This is a genomic window from Nostoc sp. NMS8 (assembly GCF_017115045.1).
GTDB lineage: Bacteria > Cyanobacteriota > Cyanobacteriia > Cyanobacteriales > Nostocaceae > Nostoc.
Genome location: NZ_JABXKK010000016.1, coordinates 52,249 through 72,289, shown reverse-complemented (window position 1 = coordinate 72,289; position 20,041 = coordinate 52,249). Strand labels below are relative to the sequence as shown.

Sequence of the window (20,041 nt, the reverse complement as noted above, 5' to 3'; positions counted from 1 at the left end):
ATACTGTTCGGTTAAGGCAAGAGACGCGATGAATCGCCAGACTGATCGTTGTAGAGACGGCGATTTATCGCGTCTTTGATGTTATGGCATCTTTAGCGATCTAAAATTTTCATCAAAAAATCTTAACCGAACCGGATTGGAAGTGGAAGGCATAACAGTCAACTATCGGCTTCAATTAAAATATTGGTCGCGATCACGGGTGTTCCCGATCTTGCCAAGGATAATACTTGGTGTTAGTGTTACCACTGTTACTACTTTTAGTCTAGAAAATGTTTCCAAGAGTAATTACATTGATAATACTAAACTTCATGCAGATATCTGCGTGTAGTATGACCAAGGGCAATTGTGGCAGATACCTGCATCTTGGTCATCCTCAATCCCTAATTACAAGTATTTAACCTGACTCCAAAAGAAAGTTATTCTTTAGACATTTCCGAAAAGAATGTAGAGACGTAGCACTGCTAGGTCTCTACAAGAGTTATGGGTAACACATATTTAATTTCTGGAGATGTCTTTTAGCGGAGGGATAAGAAAAGTGCTTGCTTTCATCCTTAGCGATCGCCTCCTACCTACCCGTCTTCAGATGATTGGATTATCTAACAAAAAAATAGAGATGAAAAATGGGTATTTTATATTTAATTTTTACTGAATGAGAATTACATGGAAGTATCAGTAGACTATTAACACTCCAATAAATAATTGTTTGTGATTGAATAAATATGACTTATCTTGATAGTTCCTGTTAGGAATTTATTTCTGGCATTGCAAAATCATTATTTCGGTAAAGTTTTTATTTTTTAGGAACTAAATTGAATAATTAAACTAAAACATAATTGTGTTTGAAAATGTGCAAAAATCTAAAATAAAGGAGTGTAATTATTTCTAAGGATATACCGATCATATCTTTAGGCAATTGATTTGTGACTGCTGATGATGTTATTATTAATGGGTGGGTTGATTTTGGGTTTATTATCTCCAACAATTGACTTGTAATGTATCATAGACCAGAATTCATCAGTATTGCCAATTGATTGATTAGCAGTGTGAAATGGCTATGGGTCTGAATATCTAGACTTGATACCAATAAATTGATGAGGTTACAGAGGAGCAAATAACCATGAGCAACTTAACATCTCCACATGCCGAAGTTCAAAAAACGAAGAAAAAAAGTTTAGCCGCAGATAAAAGACCTCGAGCTACAGATGATATTGTGCGTAGTTATCTGCAAGAGATCGGGCGTGTAGATTTGTTGACTCGCGAACAAGAGGTTATTTTTGCCCAACACGTGCAGCAGATGATGAATTTACTAGTTGCTAAAGAAGAATTGGCTGTGAAATTAGATCGCGAAGCCACGCTGCAAGAATGGGCAGATCAAGTGGAGTCAAGTGTTGAGGTGTTAGAACAACAGCTAAATCAAGGGCATCAAGCCAAGCAGAAAATGATTCAGGCTAATCTCCGGTTAGTGGTAGCTGTGGCGAAAAAATACCAGCACCGCAACCTGGAATTTATGGATTTAATTCAAGAAGGTACTTTGGGTTTAGAGCGAGGAGTGGATAAATTTGATCCCGCTCTTGGTTATAAGTTTTCTACCTACGCTTATTGGTGGATTCGTCAAGGAATCACACGAGCGATCGCTCAACAAGGACGTACAATTCGTTTACCAATCCACGTATTTGAAAAACTGAATAAAATTAAACGGGTACAGCGAGAATTATCTCAACAGTTAGGTCGCGTTCCTACTACTGCTGAAATTGCCACCGCGTTATCTTTGACACCTAGTCAAGTTAGAGAGTGTTTGTACTTGGCGCGTCAACCCTTCTCCCTAGAAGCGCGAGTTGGCGAACAACAAGATACAGAATTGCAAGACATCCTGGAAGATGATGGCCCTTCTCCAGAAGATTATGCCGTTGAAGAATCTCTCCACCAAGACTTACAAGACTTGTTGGCAAAACTGTCTCCCCAGCAGCGAGAAATATTAACCTTACGCTTTGGCCTCACTGATGGCTATGAACTTTCTTTAGCACAAATTGGCGATCGCATGGGCATTAGTCGAGAACGAGTGCGTCAGATAGAGCAAAAAGCTCTCAGTCTCCTGAGACGCCAAAAGGAGCAAGTACGTAGTTATCTAGCTAGCTGAAGTTATTTTTTCATAATGTAGGGCACTTAAACTCAGGAAGTCACCATTATGACTGATAAAATTCAGTCATTTTGGGAGAAAATAAACCTAAGTAATCTCTCTCAAAGATTTGATATGAGTACATCAAAAACAGTGCAGCAATTGCAAGCACAATGGGTGACTTCTGAAAACTTTCGACCTTATGGACAAGTGATTTTTGCAAGTCTTGATGGTAAAACTTACGATGGAGAAGATGCTCATTTAAGCTTGCAAAACGGAATTCCACGATTTTATATTATGCGGTTGCAGAAGAGAGGGCGAAAGTTTCACAAAATTACTCGCCATGTCGAATGCACTCAATGTCTAGGTTCTTTGGAAGGGAAAGACTGGTTAATGGCGGTTTCTCCTCCTCATAATGATGTGAATGAACCAGTTTTAGAAGAGATTGCTGCTTTCCGCATTCCGGGGAATTGTTTTATCAAGCTACATGAGGGTACTTGGCACGCTGGGCCCCATTTTGACCATGAAACTGTGGATTTTTATAATTTAGAACTAGCTGATACAAATGTTGTAGATCATTTCAGTCATGATTTTCTCAAAAGTCATCAATTAGAGTTTGAGATGGTTTAGATAATACAATTTTATATTTTAGATTGACTCCAGTAATCTAGTTATTGCCTCTGTCAATTAATTTTAGACTTCGTTACTAGATATAATTCTTAGAGGATGTTTGAAAAGTATTTTTGGTAACATCAAAGCCTCGGAAACCTAACCCCCAGCCCCTTCCCTACAAGGGAAGGGAGTAAGATTCAAAGCCTCTCTCCGTTCCGGGGAGAGGAATGGAAGTGGGGTTTTTAGTATACTTTAAGACTTTTCAAACATCCTCTTATCATTCATAATCCCCACCGAACTCGCTAGTTAAGGATGGGGAATTGCGCTATACCGTTAACCCAAGGCGGATTTTAAATCACTTTCCGCTTGTCCTAAGGCATCTGGTAATTTACTTGCATCGCGTCCGCCGGCTTGGGCTAAGTTCGGTCTTCCACCGCCGCCGCCGCCGCAAATTTTAGCGATCGCACCTACAAATTTACCAGCTTGCAGTCCTTTTTTGTTGACTTCTGGACTAAAAGCTGCAACTATACTAACTTTCCCTGCTTCAGGAACAGAACCCAGCACCACTGCACCGTTACCGATTTTTTGCAATAAGCGTTCGGCTGCGGTTTTCAATGATTCTGGATCGACATCTTCTAATTGGGCGACAATAATTTTATGGCCGCCTACGGTTTCTGCTGTTTGTAGTAAGCTGTCAGATTTAGCGATCGCTAATTGTACCTTTAAGGTTTCCAGTTCCTTCTGGCTATTTCTCAGTTCGCTTTGCAAACTTGTGATTCTGTCTGGTAATTCTTCAGGTTTAACTTTAAAGCGATCGCTCAAATCTTTAACTACTTTATCCCGCAGATTGAGATAATCTAGGATTGCTGGCCCCGAAACGGCTTCAATGCGCCGCACCCCAGAAGCTACTCCAGCTTCGGAAATAATCTTGAACACCCCAATTTCAGCAGTGTTACTCACATGAGTTCCACCGCATAGTTCCATTGAGACGCTAGGGAAGTCAATCACCCGCACTTCTTCGCCGTATTTTTCACCGAACATCGCAACAGCACCCCTAGCTTTCGCCTCTGCTAAAGGTAGTACTTCTATTTTCGCAGCATGGGCTTCAGCAATCCAAGTGTTCACCTGTTCCTCAATTTGTTGAACTTCCTCTGCTGTCAACGCGCGGGGACAATTGAAATCAAAGCGCAATCTGTCAAAGGAAACTAAGGAACCTGCTTGAGATATGCCCTCATCAACAATTTTCTTCAAAGCCGCTTGCAATAGGTGCGTTGCGGTATGGTTAGCTTGGGCGCGACGACGACAAGCGGGATCGATTTGGGCAGTGACGCGATCGCCTACGCACAGTGTACCGCGTTCGATGCGTCCGAAGTGAACAAAGAAATCAGATTCTTTCTTCACGTCTTCTACCCGAACAACGATACCATCACCAGAGATATAACCGCGATCGCCGATTTGTCCCCCCGATTCAGCATAAAATGGCGTTTTGTCAAGGACAATTTGCACCTCTGTCCCCGCTTCTGCTTCCTCTTGGCAAACACCTTCTACCAAAATCGCTTCAACTTTCGCAGTTGCAGCAGGTTGGGTATAGCCGATAAATTCGGTGACTTTAATGTGTTCTGCTAGTTTGTCGAGGGAACCTTGCACAGTTAAATCGATGGTTTCATGTGCTGCTTTAGCACGTTCCACCTGCTTTTGCATTTCGATATTGAATCCCGCGTCATCAACTATCAGATTATTTTCCTCGGCAACTTCTTGAGTAAGTTCGAGGGGAAATCCATAGGTATCATAGAGGGTAAATGCACTTTCACCGCTAATTTGAGTTTCCCCTCGCTGTTTCACCTCTTGGATGATTTCTTCTAGCAGTTTTTCGCCTCTATCCAGAGTTCTGAGGAAATTCGATTCTTCCCGTTGCAACTCAGCTTTAATTGCTGCTTCCCGTTGGCGCACATTGGGGTAAGCTGATTCTGAAAGAGCGATCGCAGTTTCCGCAACTTGGGTAGTAAATTCACCAGAAATCCCAATTAATCGCCCATGACGCACCACCCGCCGAATTAACCGCCGCAGCACATAACCTCTTCCCACGTTGGAAGCGCGAATTTCATCAGCAATCATGTGGATAACAGCCCGAATATGATCGCCAATTACTTTTAGAGAAGTTTTAGTTTTTTCATCACTGCTGTGGTAATCAACACCAGCAATTTGCCCTGCTGTTTGGATAATTGGGAAAATTAGGTCAGTTTCGTAGTTATTGGGTACTTTTTGGAGAATTTGCGCCATTCTATCCAACCCCATGCCGGTGTCGATATTCTTGTTTTGCAGTGGCGTTAAATTCCCGGAAGCATCCCGGTTATACTGCATGAAGACGAGGTTGTAAAACTCGATAAATCGGGTATCGTCTTCTAAATCGATATTTTCCTCACCGCGTTCTGGGTGGAAGTCGTAATAAATTTCCGAACAAGGGCCGCAAGGGCCAGTGGGGCCAGATACCCAAAAGTTATCATCTTCGCCCAAGCGTTTAATTCTCGCTACCGACACACCGATTTGATCGCGCCAAATCTCAAAGGCTTCATCATCATCTTCAAAAACGCTGACGACGAGATTTTGAGGGGAAAAGCCAAAGACTTGCGTAGAGATTTCCCAACCCCAAGCGATCGCTTGTTCTTTAAAATAATCACCAAAGCTGAAATTGCCCAACATCTCAAAAAACGTGTGATGCCGTTTGGTGCGTCCGACATTTTCGATGTCGTTGGTACGGATACACTTTTGCGAAGTCGTAGCCCGCTTAAATTCTGGTGTGCGCTGCCCCAAGAATATTGGTTTAAATGGTAGCATCCCCGCGATCGTCAGCAGCACGGTTGGGTCTTCTGGCACGAGGGAGGCACTTGGGAGAATTTGGTGTTCCCGTTGGGCAAAGAAGTCGAGAAATATGTTGCGAATTTCGTTACCGCTTAGGTACTGGGGATTTGAAGACATAAGTGTTTTTAACTTCAGACTTAGGCATGGCGGCACTAAGTAAGTGTATTTTCATAAATAGCTTTATATATTCTTGCATTTTGTTTCATCTTACTGCCAGCGAATTTTGCCAGTCAGTAAGCAAAATGCAGTCATTAGGACACTTTTACACCATAATCTGACTCTGGTAGGATGCACAAATAGATTTCAATGGTTAGTATTAATCCTTAAGAAATACTTTAAATTTTCCATACAGAGGTAACAAATGGCACTAAAACTGAAGGTATCAAATATTGCTTGTGAGGGATGTGCAGACACAATTACTGAGTCCATCCATGTTATGGAACCTGATGCCAAGGTGGATGTCGATGTTAACGCTAAAACTGTCACGGTGGAATCCACAGCTTCCGAGGAGTCAATCAAACAGGTAATTGTTGCTGCTGGTTACGCTATTGAAGGTTATTGATCGGGTTCTAACTTTTAGCAGAGGTTCAGATTTTAATATCTTAGGCGACGCTAACAAAATTTTTTTATGTTTAGTCCGCCCATAGAAAGGGCGAAATGTAACCAATTTACCCACAAGTTTTTTATTTAGCCTTGTTTTCCAGATTTATGATGTTGCAGCAAATAAAAAATGTGAATTACAGCAGTTTTCATGTATTTGAACCACATCTGTCGTGAAGGCACAGCAATGCTGTACCCCTACCGCATGGTCTATTTACCTGAAAATAGCTGTATATAAACAAACACAGATAACACATAGGCAGAGATATTTTCTTTCTCCTGCTAGAACATGGTGAAACTTGAGTTCACAATCTCTTTTCATTGTGAATTTTTACCCTAAAAATTCAGTCTGTAATTTTTAGAGCGTGTTAGTCCCGCAAAGCTACTATCCAGAGCAGGAGTTAGTTCTCCTGTCTATTTGATTTAAATTTTTTTAATTCAACTCCTATCTTAATACTTGATCAAAGCCTATTTCTTTAAGGAAAAGGCTGAAGTAGTTTATGGGAAATAACATGTGTAATTCAATGAAAAAGTTCTGGCTTTGATACTTCGATAAAAAGATTTTATAATTTCTTTATTTTTCTACCTAAGAAGAAATTTAACTACCCGATCTAACGGTTATTATGAACTATTTATTTTCGTGTTTTTCTCAATAAAATAGCACTTGAGAAACTACATAAATAGGTTTTATGCCTCCAAATAATATTCAGTATTTTTACTGTTTTAAAAACAAACTGTAAAGAAGACATTAGTTGTCAGAAGAGGATATTTCAGAAACCGTAATAGTAAAAACACAGCATTAAAAGGAGCTTCAGCTTGGAAAATCACCGTAAAATCGGCGTTCAAAAAATCATATATCAAAAAATATAACTAAGCCTGAAACATTATATTTAGTATTAGGCAACAAGCTCAGGAACAAGAACAGCGAGTTACTCAAGTTAATCTATTGAAAATTTAAATAGGATAAAAAACAAACCAATGAATATTTCTATTCTGGTTTTTGGAAAAAATAATTTTATCGCCACACTTCCAGATCAGATGCGTTATGCGACTGCTTTTAATGTAGAAGTTATGGAAAATTTGAATCAGGCAGTGTCACGAATTAAAATGACACCTCCCGATATCATACTCGTGCAGGCTAGCCTAGATGACAGTATGGAATTGTGTAATTGGTTGAAAGATCAGACAAAACTTTCGTGGATATACTGTATTCTCTTCGAGGATCGTTCTCAGCAGCTTATTGATAGAAATAAAGGTTGGCATCGGGAATTAGAGATGAGTGCAGCGGCACTAAAGCAAGGAGCCGATGCTTATATTTGGCATCTCATTGAAGATAAAACAGACCATAGCATGGCAGAGTTGACAGCCAATCATGGCCTAATACTTGCTCAATTGACAGTTGGCTTACGGAAAGCCCAAAAATATCGAGATTTGATTCGCACAAATGATATGCTATCTGCGATCGCCTTAGCAGATTCATTGACAGAATTAAATAATCGTCGTGCTTTAGAATGGGACTTACCCAGACAAATTCAAAGAGCCAGGACTCAAAAAACTTCCCTGAGTTTGATTATTCTGGATGTAGATCATTTTAAGAAAGTTAACGATACTCATGGGCATTTAGTAGGCGATCGCATTTTGCAAATATTATGCCAGCGCTTGCGCCACAATCTGCGCTCTCAAGATACAGCATTCCGCTATGGTGGCGAAGAATTTGTAATTCTTCTGGCTAATACTAGCGATGATGAAGCACTATTAGTAGCCCGCCGTCTCAATCGCATAGTCAGCGACGAACCATTTGCACTCAACAATAAACTGACAATTAATATTACCATTAGTTTAGGCACAGCCTCTCTGCGATCTGAGGATGATGAGCAAGGAGAGAGTTTACTGTATCGTGCCGATCAATGTCTATTACAGGCTAAAAATTCTGGGCGTAATCGAGTTATTGACTCCAACTACCTATCTCATCATGGCTCACATTTGAAAGCTCTTTCTTCGTAAAAGTGAGGAGAGTCTAATCAGATATTGAGTTATCAAAAGCTCAGATTCCTAACTTCTCTAAAGACGCTGGGAATCTTGTTGGATAGTAATCGTACTTTTGAAAGTGCGATCGCCTGAATCAAAGTATTTATTCATACATTTAATTCTATATAAATATCCTGATGTTAGTTAGACAATGCTCTCAGTTTGGGAATACTGATAATTAGGGTAATGGATTGCTCCAATCCGTTGAGGTAGAACTAGTTCTTGCTAACTATAAAATAATCTAAAATTTCATCTAAATCTTGACTTGCTTCTTTGGCAATAAAATATTCCATTATTCTTCAGTGTCACGCGCTTTGCGTAATTTCTCTGACAGTCGCGCCATCACCACTTCACCATTTACTATGTCTCCATTTTCAATAGAAGCAAGCCCAACAGCTATTTTTTTTTGGGTTTCTTCTTCCCATTCCTGATAACCCTTCTCCCATTCTTCCAGTAGTTTCAATGCTTTAACAATCACATATTCAGCATTTTCATATCTACCTGTAGCAATTCGAGTTTGTATAAATTGCTCGTATTCAGCTTGAAGTTGGATGTTCATAATTTTTATCTCTAGTTAGTTAAGAGCCTTCCCTAAACTATGCTCTAAAATTTATCTAAATTTATTAAAGCCTTAACTTATGCTTCTTACTGAACTTGTACCGCTGCTTAAAGAATTATCTCACACGAACATTAAAGCAAAACCTCCTCCATTTTGAAACCTGGAGTTCTTAAGGAGAGTGCATTATTCGTTCATGCCTTGAGTTATGAGCTTTACCTAATTCCAAAAAACTATGGTTTTCAAGGTAGACGCGGTTAAGTTAAGTGAAACCCAACATTATATTAGGTTAATGGTGGGTTTCACAGCATTCAACTACTTTAATTAGGCGGTATTGCTTCCGGTGCCGTTTCCGCTGGGGGAGCGAGTACCGCATCCGGCGCAATGTCTTCTACAGAAATCGGTTGCTTATCCTCAATTTCAAAATCTGGTTGCGCTGCTTCCACCAATTCAGGAGATGGGGGATGTGGGGGAATCGCTTCCGGTACAATCTCAGTTTTTGCTTCGGTGTCAGTAGTAACTATCTTCTCTGCTGGTGGTTCTGGTATGACAATAGTTTTGTCAATAATCTCAATAGCAGGTTTCTCTGACAGTACAGAGATAATATCTTCAGGTTTGGGGGTTGTGGGTGTTTTTTTACTCACAGTCTGTTGCACTTTGTCTTTTGCGCCACTGAAGGTACTACCAAGACCTTTTTGCAACTGGCCTATCCGTTCCTGAAGGGACAATTTATTTACCTGTTCTTGAATGCCAGTTTTTACCGTCTCAGCACTGGGTACTTGGGTTTGCTGTGCCTGCGGGGTCAATTGCCGACGTAATGATAGAGTTTGCCAGCCAAACCAGACCAAAAGAGCCACACTAGCCACATGACCCAGCAACAAGCCTCCAGTAATGCGTGGTGCAAACACCCATAAGACTAAAGCGTAAAATAATCCTACGCCACTCCAAATAAAGTCATTCTTGCGATGGATTTCTGGAAAAAAGAAAGCTGCTATGTAAATGGCTAAACTACCAAGACCGACCACCAAAGCTAGGACAAATGCCAGCATTATTTGGTTACTCCTTTGACTAGAGATTGGGGACTGGGGATCGGGTACTGGGGATCGGGTACTGGGTATTAGGTATTAGGAAGAAAAACTAATTTAGTGAATTAAATTCCTTCCTAGTGCCCAGTCCCCAGTCCCCAGTCCCCAGTCCCTCAACTAACAATTTTGCAAATTTTGCTAGTCAATTGTTGATTTAGATACAATTTAAAATTAATTATCCATGTTAGTTGTGGATTTTTGTCATTTATATCAAGTCTTAAGGTCTTCTTTAGGGGAGAACGGAAAATATCGGACTACCCTTATAGGTAAAGGATCTGCAAGAGTTAGCCAGAAATTTTTTATGACACTACAAAGCTTTGGTGTGATTGGATTAGCCGTTATGGGTGAGAACATCGCTCTCAACGTGGAGCGCAATGGCTTCCCAATTGCAGTTTACAACCGCTCCCGCGAAAAAACGGATGCGTTTATGGCGCAGCGTGCTACAGGACGGAACGTCAAAGCCGCCTTTACTCTAGAAGAATTTGTTGCCTTATTGGAACGTCCCCGCAAAATTCTAGTAATGGTGCAAGCTGGTAAGCCAGTGGATGCGGTGATTGCTCAACTCAAACCCTTGTTAGAAGAAGGCGATATCATTATCGACGGTGGCAACTCTTGGTTTGAAGATACGGAACGCCGCACTCAGGAATTAGAACCTACTGGGCTTCGGTATCTTGGTATGGGTGTCAGTGGCGGTGAAGAAGGGGCGTTAAATGGCCCATCTCTGATGCCTGGAGGTACAACAAGCTCTTACGAGTTTCTATCACCAATTTTCAACAAAATTGCTGCCCAAGTCGATGATGGCCCTTGTGTAACCTACATTGGCCCCGGTGGTTCTGGCCATTATGTCAAAATGGTACACAACGGTATTGAGTATGGCGATATGCAGCTAATTGCTGAAGCCTACGACTTGCTGAAAAATGTCGCTGGATTAAACCCCAGTCAGCTACATGATGTGTTTGCTGAATGGAACACCACCGATGAACTCGATTCATTTTTGATCGAGATTACGAAGAATATCTTCCCATATATTGACCCAGACACAAATAAACCCTTGGTGGATTTGATTGTTGACGCAGCAGGTCAAAAGGGAACTGGACGCTGGACTGTGCAAACTGCATTGGAATTGGGAGTCTCTATTCCGACAATTACAGCAGCAGTTAATGCCCGGATTATATCTTCGATTAAAGAAGAGCGGGTAGCAGCATCGAAAGTCCTCACAGGCCCCACTGTCAAGTATGACGGGCAAACTAAGGACTTTATCAATAAAGTACGCGATGCTCTCTATTGCTCAAAAATCTGTTCTTATGCTCAAGGGATGGCGTTGCTATCCACAGCTTCCAAAACATATAACTGGAATTTGAATCTGGGCGAAATGGCACGGATTTGGAAAGGTGGTTGTATTATTCGCGCTCGCTTCTTGAATAAGATTAAGAAGGCTTTTAGCGAAAATCCAGCTTTGCCTAACTTGCTGTTAGCTCCCGAATTTAAGCAGACAATTCTTGACAGACAGACAGCTTGGCGGGAAGTGATTGCAACCGCTGCAACAGTGGGAATTCCAGTACCCGCATTTAGCGCCTCCTTAGATTATTTTGACAGCTATCGCCGCGATCGCTTGCCTCAAAACTTGACTCAAGCACAACGCGACTACTTCGGCGCACATACTTACCTGCGTCTCGATAAGCCCGGAAGTTTCCATACTGAATGGGTGCCTATTGCTGAAGCCCAGAAGTAAACTTTCACACGTCTAAATTCTCAATTGATTGGAAAAATTTAGACTGTTTCAGAATAAATATTACAGGTGACTCTGAAATTCAGAGTCACTTTTTTCATAAAATATAATATCCGTTGCTACTAAGTATGGTAGCAACGGATATTAACGTTAAATCTGCTTGCTCTGGGAATAGGATCTACTTATCTTTTGGTTTCTCAAAGCGAGGGGGTTCGCGAAATGCGATCGCAAAAAAGAGAGTACCTATACAGAGAGTAAAAATCAAGATGTACGCAACGCTTTCCATATTACGATTTCCTCTTTATCCAGCTAGTTAATGAGGGATTAGGGATTGGGTATTGGGTGAAAAGAGGCAGAGGGGCAGGGGGCGGGGAGCAGAGGGGAAGAACTCTTCTCCCTTGCTTCTTCCCCAGTCCCAAGTCCCCAGTCCCTTAAAGGGCTTCCTTCCGGCGGGTTGACTTGTCACCCACTTTCTGGAACAGACCCCACTCAACTTGCTCTTCTAGATCCGCATCAACACCGGCAAATACGTCTCGGTAGATTGTCCGAGAACCATGCCAGAGATGACCAAAGAAGAACAGCAGAGCAAATACGGCGTGTCCAAAGGTAAACCAACCTCTAGGACTGGTGCGGAATACACCATCAGAGTTCAAGGTTTCTCGGTCAAATTCAAAGATTTCACCGCCTTGAGCCTTACGGGCATACTTCTTCACATCAGCTGGTTCTGTAAAGGTCTTGCCATTGAGATCACCACCGTAGAAACTAACGGTGACACCAGATTGCTCGAAGCTATACTTAGATTCTGCCCGACGGAAGGGAATGTCAGCGCGGACAATTCCATCTGCATCGGTCAAAATTACTGGGAAGGTTTCAAAGAAGTTGGGGAGACGACGCACGTTCAATTCCCGTCCTTCAGAATCTTTGAATACGGCGTGACCTTGCCAAGATTGGGCAATGCCATCACCCTTCACCATTGGCCCTGTACGGAATAGACCACCTTTAGCGGGGCTATTACCGACGTAATCGTAGAAAGCCAATTTTTCAGGAATCTGCGACCAAGCTTGCTCAAGGGTTACACCTTCAGCAACGCTAGTTTGGACGCGGCGCTGAATTTCTTGACTGAAGTAGCGTTGATCCCATTGATAGCGGGTAGGGCCAAACAATTCGATGGGAGTGGCGGCGTTACCATACCACATAGTACCAGCAACAACGAAAGCAGCAAAGAAGACTGCTGCAATACTGCTAGAAAGTACTGTTTCAATGTTCCCCATCCGTAGGGCTTTGTAGAGCCGTTCGGGGGGTCTAACTGTGAGGTGGAATAAGCCTGCAATAATACCAACAACACCAGCAGCAATGTGGTGAGCCGCAATGCCACCAGGGTTATAGGGGTTAAAGCCATCTGGCCCCCACTCTGGTGCTACTGCCTGTGCGGCGCCAGTTATACCATAAGCGTCAGAAACCCATATCCCTGGCCCAAATAGTCCAGTGACATGAAAAGCACCAAATCCAAAACAAAGTAGACCAGATAAGAACAGGTGAATGCCAAACATCTTTGGCAAGTCTAAGGCGGGTTCACCAGTGCGGGGATCTCTAAAGAGTTCCAAATCCCAGTAAACCCAGTGCCATACGGCGGCTAGGAACAGCAGACCGGAAAGAACAATGTGAGCAGCAGCAACGCCTTCAAATGACCAGAAACCAGGATCGCTGGATGGGCCACCAGTAACGTTCCAACCACCCCAAGATTGAGTAACGCCCAAACGTGACATGAACGGCAAGACGAACATCCCTTGACGCCACATCGGATTGAGAACTGCATCGCTAGGGTCAAAAACAGCTAGTTCGTAGAGTGCCATCGAACCAGCCCAGCCTGCTACTAAGGCTGTGTGCATTAAGTGTACAGAAATTAGTCGCCCTGGATCATTCAGAACGACTGTATGTACTCGGTACCAGGGTAGTCCCATCGACTACGCTCCTCCTCGATGAGTTAGTTTACAAAGCAATTTTCTTACTGAGGTTATGAGAGACGAAAAACGCCACTCATAAAACTCTCTCTTGTTTTTTGTTATTGCCAGAGCCAGAGTACTACCACAGCTTAGTCTTAAGAAGTCATACACCGTGGGTACTTTGGCAATGCTTACTCGCTTCGGGAGGTTTACCTATGTAGGGTAGCCATCGCCAAGCAAAAATGAGAATGTTTTAAAAAGTGTAACTATTGATGGAATTGTTTGCAAGCGTGTAAATTGATGCGATCGCGTAGCATCTCCAAGTTTTTTCGCTACCAATACCCGTTGGGGATTAAATTTGCTTATCTTTTCTTTACGTGGGGAGTGGGGACTGCGGGGAACAAGAGGAGGAGACAACAATAATTATGTTGTTATGTTACGCATTAGTCTATTCCCTACTCCCTACTCCCCACGATTTACTGAACCACTAACTGGATATTTTGCAGTTGACACTTCGCCTCAGCTGTACCCAGGCGTTCGATTACCTGTTCGGCGCTCATCAGACGCTTGAGTACTACTTGACCGATGGTCTGAGTGCCAATTACTGGTGTTGTTGGCTTCACTTCCACGGTTAAAACGGCTTCTTCAACTCGATAAAGCCAGAGCAATTCATTTTCTTCGACTAAACAAATATTCATTCGCTGAATATCTGGTTGGCGTCGCCATGCAGTTATTTGCCAGAGTCCATCAGATGCCCAAACTCTAGCAACTGCCCATCCTTCAGATAGAAAGAAATACTTCACGGTCTTAGTCTCACTATTTCGACTTTCAATCTGCTGTTAACAATATCGCGATCGCTTTAGTCGCTGATGTTCAAACACTCTTCTTTTTGACAATACAGCTAATCTTGACGATAAAACGCTTTATCATATCGGTGTCTGTGCCCAAGCAGTAACAGGCAAAGTCTTTACATACACTACTTAGGCTAAGGTCAAAGCGTAACTATGAATCTACGACAAATTCAGCCTATGTTGAAAATCTTAATTAAATAAAAATTTTTCAGTCCGCAAGAAACCCACTTTAGGAAACTCCAAGAAATTAAATTATCCAATATTGTGGGGTGGGCAACATGAGCGCCCTATGGACTGCATCCAAAAAGAACCAATATAATCACTATCTTCTATATTTATGAAGATTTAGCACAATAGTCACAAATGTAGTACAATTACTGACCGCTGATATCAAATATATTATTGCTATGTCCTGGTTTTCCTTGTCCGTGAAACGGTGGGGTCGGATTACACAATTCCTATCTTTGTTTTGTCTATGTTTATTTTTAGTTGTTAGTTGCGCTCCTCGTCCCAAGCCTTCTACGCCACCATCTGGTTCTGTAAATACCCCTACAGGTGATGGTCGTATTACTATCGGTACAACAGCCAAGCCCAGAACCCTTGATCCGGCTGATGCTTATGAGTTAGCATCTTTAGGTTTGGTGTTTAATATGAGCGATCGCCTCTACAACTACGAACCAGGAAGCACCGAAATTAAACCCCAACTAGCTACAGCATTACCCAAAGTCAGTAAAGACGGCTTAACTTATACCATCGCCTTACGTCAGGGAGTCGTTTTTCATGATGGGACTCCCTTTAACGCTCAAGCAATGGCCTTTACCATCAACCGCTTTATTCAAAATAAAGGAAAACCCTCATTCTTACTAGCTGATATAGTAGATTCAATCAAACCGACAAGCGAGTATGAGCTGACAATTAAGCTGAAAAAGCCCTTTGCAGCGTTTCCCTCACTGCTGGCGTTTCCTGGGGTGTGTGCAGTTTCACCAAAAGCTTACGAACTCGGTGCTGGTAAATTCAAGCCGAATATTTTTGTAGGAACCGGGCCTTACAAATTAGCGCAGTATGGTACTGATTCCATCCGATTTGATGTGTTTGATAAATATTGGGGAGAAAAACCAGCTAACAAAGGTGTTAACCTCCAAATCCAAACCAGTCCGGTTAATTTATTTAATGCTTTCCGTACAGGCGCAGTAGATGTAGCTTATCTGTCGCTACAACCAGATCAAAATCGCAGTTTGGAAGAAGGTGGGAAAAAAGGGGATTGGCAAGCGATCGCAGCTGAAGGTAGTGTAGTAAGTTATCTGGTATTAAACCGGAATCAAAAGCCTTTAGATAAATTAGAGGTAAGACAAGCGATCGCGTCCATCATTGACCGTCCACTTTTAAATGAACGAGTATTACTTGGTCAAGCAGATCCGCTTTATAGCATGATTCCCACGACGTTTAAAGTTTCTGTGCCATTATTCAAAGATAAATATGGCGATGCTAACTTCGATCAAGCTAAAAAATTATTAACTACTGCTGGCTTCTCCAAAGAAAATCCCGCAAAAGTACAAGTTTGGTATCCTTCTAGTTCACCTACTCGGAGTTTGGCAGCGCAGACACTTAAATCCCTTGTGGATGTCAAAATGGATGGAATACTACAATTTGAAGTCACCCCCGCCGAAGGGCCAGCCTTCTTCAAAGATATTGCTAAAGGTTTGTATCCAGCAGCTTTACTTGATTGGTATCCAGACTTTTTAGATCCAGATAATTACGTCCAGCCATTTTTGTCTTGTGACAAAGGTTCAGTTGCTAAAGGATGCGAAGATGGAGGTAGTCAAACTCAGGGTTCGTTCTACTATAACGAAGCCATCAGTAAACTGATTGATCAGCAACGCAAAGAACAAAACACCGAAGCACGTCAGAAAATTTTTACAGAAATTCAAACGCAAGTAACTACTGATGTACCTTACGTTCCTTTATGGCAAAGCAAAGACTATGTATTTGCCCAAAAGGGTGTTAGTAGCGTACAACTTAATCCTACTCAAATTCTGGTTTACCAGACACTTAAAAAATAGTCATTAGTCATTGGTCATTAGTCATTGATCATTGGTAATACAGCACTTACGGCAGCTATGAGGTACATTCTCAAATCTAAAAGCTTTCATAGGAGAGGGCGAGGAGAAAAACTGTATTGCATAATAGCCGGAAGCGCTGTAACTGTTGATCAATGACTATGCAATAAAATATTTCATGTTCAATCAATATATATCTAGTTAATAGCTAAGATATTCACAAAAACTGCATTTTTAATTTTAAACTTTTAATTGCTTATGTCTCGTTCTAAAGCTTTACAATATTACATTGTTTCTCGGTTGCTTCTCGCGCCACTTCAATTATTAACTATTATCACCATTGTATTTCTTTTACTAAGAGCAACACCAGGAGATCCAGCAGATGCAATTCTTGGTGGACGTGCGCCGGAAGCTGCTAAAGAAGAATTGCGAAAACAACTTGGTTTAAACCTTCCCCTGTGGCTACAGTACCTAAATTATTTGGGAAGCATACTGCGCTTTGACTTGGGAACCTCTTTAATGAGTCGCGGACAAAATGTTTGGGACATAATTGGGCAATATTTCCCGGCGACGGTGGAGTTAGCAGTATGTAGTATGGCGGTTGCACTCATCGTCGGAATTGCGGTTGGGACTCTTTCGGCTTCTCGTCCTGGGACATATTTTGATGTCGGCGGGCGCTTATTTGGGATCATCACCTACGCACTTCCCATGTTTTGGGCGGGAATGCTTTTACAGTTGATTTTCTCAGTGCAATTGGGTTGGTTTCCTAATTCCAACCGCTTTCCGCCCAATCTGCCGGCTCCCGCTACTATCACTGGATTGTATACAATTGATAGCCTACTCGGTGGAAACTTCACTCAGTTTTTGGCATCTTTGCACCATCTTGCTCTACCGAGTCTCACTTTGGGAATTTTGCTCAGTGGGATTTTTGAGCGAATTGTGCGAGTGAATTTAAAGCAAACCTTGCAAGCAGATTATGTAGAAGCCGCTAGAGCTAGAGGTATTGGTGAAAATAAGATTTTAGCCTCCCACGCTTTAAAAAATGCGCTCATTCCAGTAATCACAGTCTTGGGATTAACTTTTGCATCTCTGTTGGGTGGAGCGATTTTGACAGAGGTAACATTTTCTTGGCCTGGGTTAGCTAATCGACTTTATCAAGCGATCGCAGATCGTGATTATCCCACAGTCCAGGGAGTGCTAGTCTTTTTTGGTGCGATCGTTGTGAGTGCCAGCATTTTAATTGATATTTTAAATGCTTACGTAGATCCGCGAATTCGGTATTAATTTGAGATTTTGTTAAATTTCTTGAGAAATACTACTGGCTAAAATCCCAAGAATTTTATTCACATCTTTGAGATAATATTCGCTTAAATCAATGCTCAATGTTTGTTCTTCTAGTTTCAGGAATTGCCAAATACTACCCGTTGTAACTGCTCCGTAAATTGTTTTAATCTCACTTGCAGCTTGCTCATTAAAAATTTGGGCTGCTACCATTTCTGCTGCACACTGACCCAAACCCCCATTAATATTTTCTTTTTTAGCTTCTACAACTGTAATTACTGGTGCTGTCAAAATGAGAATTTCTGGAGATTTGGTAATAATAAAATCGCAAGTGCCGTTTAATCCTTTGCTATTATCGACAGTAAAATCTACTCCAGAAAATAAACTAACTTGTTCTCGTAATTGTCGGCGTAAATCAACTAAAATTGGCGCAATAATTAACTCAGAACGAGCTTTTTAACTATTACTCCCTAAAGCGATCGCCAGGTTATAATTGAGTGTTTCTACAAGTAAATTACTCGCTGCTGATTCAGGAACTTCGGCGAAAATATCGCGTTTTTCTAATGTGGTTAAATTAAACTCTTGTTTTGCTTTAGCTAAACTCGCTGTAAGCCATAAAACTATTACTCTCTTTCGCTTTTAAATAGAAAACTTAAATTACCGTCCAACATCCAAGTTAAAGTAGAAACTACTGTCAACAACTCTGTTGCTGCCAACATATTTGATAATGGGTATGCTAACTCGGTGCTGTCCTGGTTCAAGCTTCCAAGTTTGTTGAAAATTACCAATATTATGACAAGTAGCATGAATCGGTAAGTTACTAGGAGTAAAAATTCCCTTTTTATAACTCTCAACTCCATTCGGAAACAGATAAACTTTTACTTCTACTCGATTGACCGGAGCTTTAGATGGTATGCAATAGGTTAGATTTGATAATTTTAGAATATCTCCGGCTTTTAAAGGTATGCGATCGCTATTTTTTACTTGCTGAGGTTCGTTGCTATTAAACTGCACTGTAAGATTATCAACGCATACTTTAGCCATAGTAACTTTATCACACGTTGTAGAAGTGGTGGTGAAAGAGGGTGACTCTGGAGAAGGTTTGTTCCCAAGCCCCATTATGGCAGGCACTCCGGCAGCTGCTATGGTGGCGGTGGCAGCAATGAGAGCAAGTGCAAGCTGTTGTCTAAAATTTGTCATTTCTCAAACTCCTCAACTTTTGTGCTGTAACACCATCATCACTTGAGACACAGACTCTATAGGTAGGCGCTAGTAGGAAGTTTGAGTGATTAAATTGTTGTAAGGGAAAGTAGGCAAATGTAGTTTTGTAGGGTAAAGTATTACACTAATAGCTAATTTTAAAATTTACTCTGCCAGTTCAAGTCAGCCGAATGAACTCAAAAGAAGCATTGGAATTCATTAATAATATGTTTGTACAAAAGAATAAGCAAGTCTTAAATGACTTGGAAACCAGCCTCTTTTTAGGAATGTGGCAGCATAAGAGTTACAAAGATATTGCTAGTCAGGTTGATTACAGCGAACAACATTTGAGAGAGGCAGGTGCAAACTTATGCAAAAAGATTACAGAAGAGATAGGAATAAAAGTTAGTAAGAGAAATTTTAAAAACCCAATAGAACATCAATATCAACAGCTTTATGCACAAGTTTCATCTTCACAAAAATCAATTGCAGAACCAACTAATTTAGTTCAACGAGATGAATCAGAGCCTACCTCCCTTCCAGAACAAAATTACAATCCCTTCATTCCCCTACAAGGCAGAGTAAATCCGCAGCAGTTCTTTGCACGAGAACGAGAAATGCGACGGATATTTGAAGCGTTTAACAGTGGTAGTAGTGTTGCTCTTATAGGCAAGAAGGGTCTTGGTAAATCCTCTCTGCTATGGAGAATTTGCCAACAAGTAAAAACTTTCGTTGAATCGCCTTGTCAAGCAGTATTTTTAGACTTGAATTTGGTTGATGATGAAGCTGACTTCTACAGTGCTTTGTGTAACGAAATTGGTATTCCTAACAGTAAAGGCCATATGCTAGCCCGCAATTTACGAAATTGTAGAATTATTCTAGCTACAGATAATGTAGGCAATATCACCTCAAAAGGGTTTTCTCGCCATGTGTTTGAACAACTGCGCGGTTTAGCAGAGGGGAGCGATCCTTTTTTTCGGCTGATTCTTGCTGCTCGTGTACCATTGAATGAATTGTTTAACGATAGTCACAATTAAGGTAATACATCACCGCTAGAAGGTATTTGTCAAGAAGAAAACATTGAACCTTGGGACGAAAATACTATCCGTGCTTTTATTGCATCT

Annotated in this window: 15 protein-coding genes and 1 pseudogene; 8 read left to right on the top strand and 8 right to left on the bottom strand. The window is 41.4% G+C overall.

The features are described 5' to 3' along the window. Positions 1-1,117: 1,117 nt before the first annotated feature. The gene (locus HWQ39_RS01520; protein ID WP_292840560.1) at positions 1,118-2,137 is read left to right on the top strand and encodes an RNA polymerase sigma factor, RpoD/SigA family; all 1,020 of its coding nucleotides are present in this window, start codon (positions 1,118-1,120) and stop codon (positions 2,135-2,137) included. 114 nt (positions 2,138-2,251) lie between these two features. Next, positions 2,252-2,746, top strand: coding sequence for an ureidoglycolate lyase (locus tag HWQ39_RS01515; RefSeq protein WP_292840786.1), 495 nt, complete (start codon positions 2,252-2,254; stop codon positions 2,744-2,746). Between the two features lie 315 nt (positions 2,747-3,061). Here the strand turns inward: HWQ39_RS01515 and alaS are convergent, their stop codons facing one another. Next, positions 3,062-5,704, bottom strand: a complete 2,643-nt coding sequence (gene alaS / locus HWQ39_RS01510) for an alanine--tRNA ligase (protein ID WP_292840557.1) — start codon at positions 5,702-5,704, stop codon at positions 3,062-3,064. A 244-nt stretch (positions 5,705-5,948) separates the two neighbouring features. On the opposite strand from alaS, the gene HWQ39_RS01505 reads away from it, so the two are divergent. Then, positions 5,949-6,149, top strand: coding sequence for a heavy-metal-associated domain-containing protein (locus HWQ39_RS01505; protein WP_179064296.1), 201 nt, complete (start codon positions 5,949-5,951; stop codon positions 6,147-6,149). Positions 6,150-7,165: 1,016 nt separating this feature from the next. Next, positions 7,166-8,191: a diguanylate cyclase gene (locus tag HWQ39_RS01500; protein WP_292840551.1), complete on the top strand. Its 1,026-nt coding sequence runs from the start codon at positions 7,166-7,168 to the stop codon at positions 8,189-8,191. A 316-nt stretch (positions 8,192-8,507) separates the two neighbouring features. On the opposite strand, the gene HWQ39_RS01495 is transcribed toward HWQ39_RS01500, so the two are convergent. Continuing rightward, the gene (locus HWQ39_RS01495; RefSeq protein ID WP_292840548.1) at positions 8,508-8,774 is read right to left on the bottom strand and encodes a type II toxin-antitoxin system ParD family antitoxin; all 267 of its coding nucleotides are present in this window, start codon (positions 8,772-8,774) and stop codon (positions 8,508-8,510) included. Between the two features lie 317 nt (positions 8,775-9,091). After that, positions 9,092-9,820: a Ycf66 family protein gene (locus tag HWQ39_RS01490; protein WP_292840545.1), complete on the bottom strand. Its 729-nt coding sequence runs from the start codon at positions 9,818-9,820 to the stop codon at positions 9,092-9,094. 337 nt (positions 9,821-10,157) lie between these two features. Here HWQ39_RS01490 and gndA point away from each other — a divergent pair, with 337 nt between their 5' ends. Beyond that, the gene (gene gndA, locus HWQ39_RS01485; protein ID WP_292840542.1) at positions 10,158-11,588 is read left to right on the top strand and encodes an NADP-dependent phosphogluconate dehydrogenase; all 1,431 of its coding nucleotides are present in this window, start codon (positions 10,158-10,160) and stop codon (positions 11,586-11,588) included. A 175-nt stretch (positions 11,589-11,763) separates the two neighbouring features. Here gndA and HWQ39_RS01480 read toward each other — a convergent pair whose 3' ends face one another. The 3 genes from HWQ39_RS01480 to HWQ39_RS01470 form a co-directional block, all read right to left on the bottom strand. After that, positions 11,764-11,871, bottom strand: coding sequence for a photosystem II reaction center protein T (locus HWQ39_RS01480; protein ID WP_084227385.1), 108 nt, complete (start codon positions 11,869-11,871; stop codon positions 11,764-11,766). A 145-nt stretch (positions 11,872-12,016) separates the two neighbouring features. After that, positions 12,017-13,546, bottom strand: coding sequence for a photosystem II chlorophyll-binding protein CP47 (gene psbB, locus HWQ39_RS01475; protein WP_292840539.1), 1,530 nt, complete (start codon positions 13,544-13,546; stop codon positions 12,017-12,019). Positions 13,547-14,004: 458 nt separating this feature from the next. Then, entirely contained in the window at positions 14,005-14,331 is a 327-nt protein-coding gene (locus HWQ39_RS01470; protein WP_292840536.1) for a hypothetical protein, read from the bottom strand. Between the two features lie 455 nt (positions 14,332-14,786). On the opposite strand from HWQ39_RS01470, the gene HWQ39_RS01465 reads away from it, so the two are divergent. Continuing rightward, positions 14,787-16,439, top strand: coding sequence for an ABC transporter substrate-binding protein (locus tag HWQ39_RS01465; RefSeq protein WP_292840533.1), 1,653 nt, complete (start codon positions 14,787-14,789; stop codon positions 16,437-16,439). Between the two features lie 255 nt (positions 16,440-16,694). After that, complete coding sequence (locus tag HWQ39_RS01460) at positions 16,695-17,720, top strand: ABC transporter permease (protein ID WP_292840530.1); 1,026 nt, start codon at positions 16,695-16,697, stop codon at positions 17,718-17,720. Positions 17,721-17,732: 12 nt separating this feature from the next. Here the strand turns inward: HWQ39_RS01460 and HWQ39_RS01455 are convergent. Both HWQ39_RS01455 and HWQ39_RS01450 read right to left on the bottom strand, forming a co-directional pair. Next, positions 17,733-18,341, bottom strand: a pseudogene (locus tag HWQ39_RS01455) (hypothetical protein). Positions 18,342-18,374: 33 nt separating this feature from the next. Further along, positions 18,375-18,917, bottom strand: a complete 543-nt coding sequence (locus tag HWQ39_RS01450) for a hypothetical protein (protein WP_292840527.1) — start codon at positions 18,915-18,917, stop codon at positions 18,375-18,377. 191 nt (positions 18,918-19,108) lie between these two features. On the opposite strand from HWQ39_RS01450, the gene HWQ39_RS01445 reads away from it, so the two are divergent. Continuing rightward, positions 19,109-19,954: an ATP-binding protein gene (locus tag HWQ39_RS01445; RefSeq protein ID WP_292840525.1), complete on the top strand. Its 846-nt coding sequence runs from the start codon at positions 19,109-19,111 to the stop codon at positions 19,952-19,954. Positions 19,955-20,041: the final 87 nt, after the last annotated feature.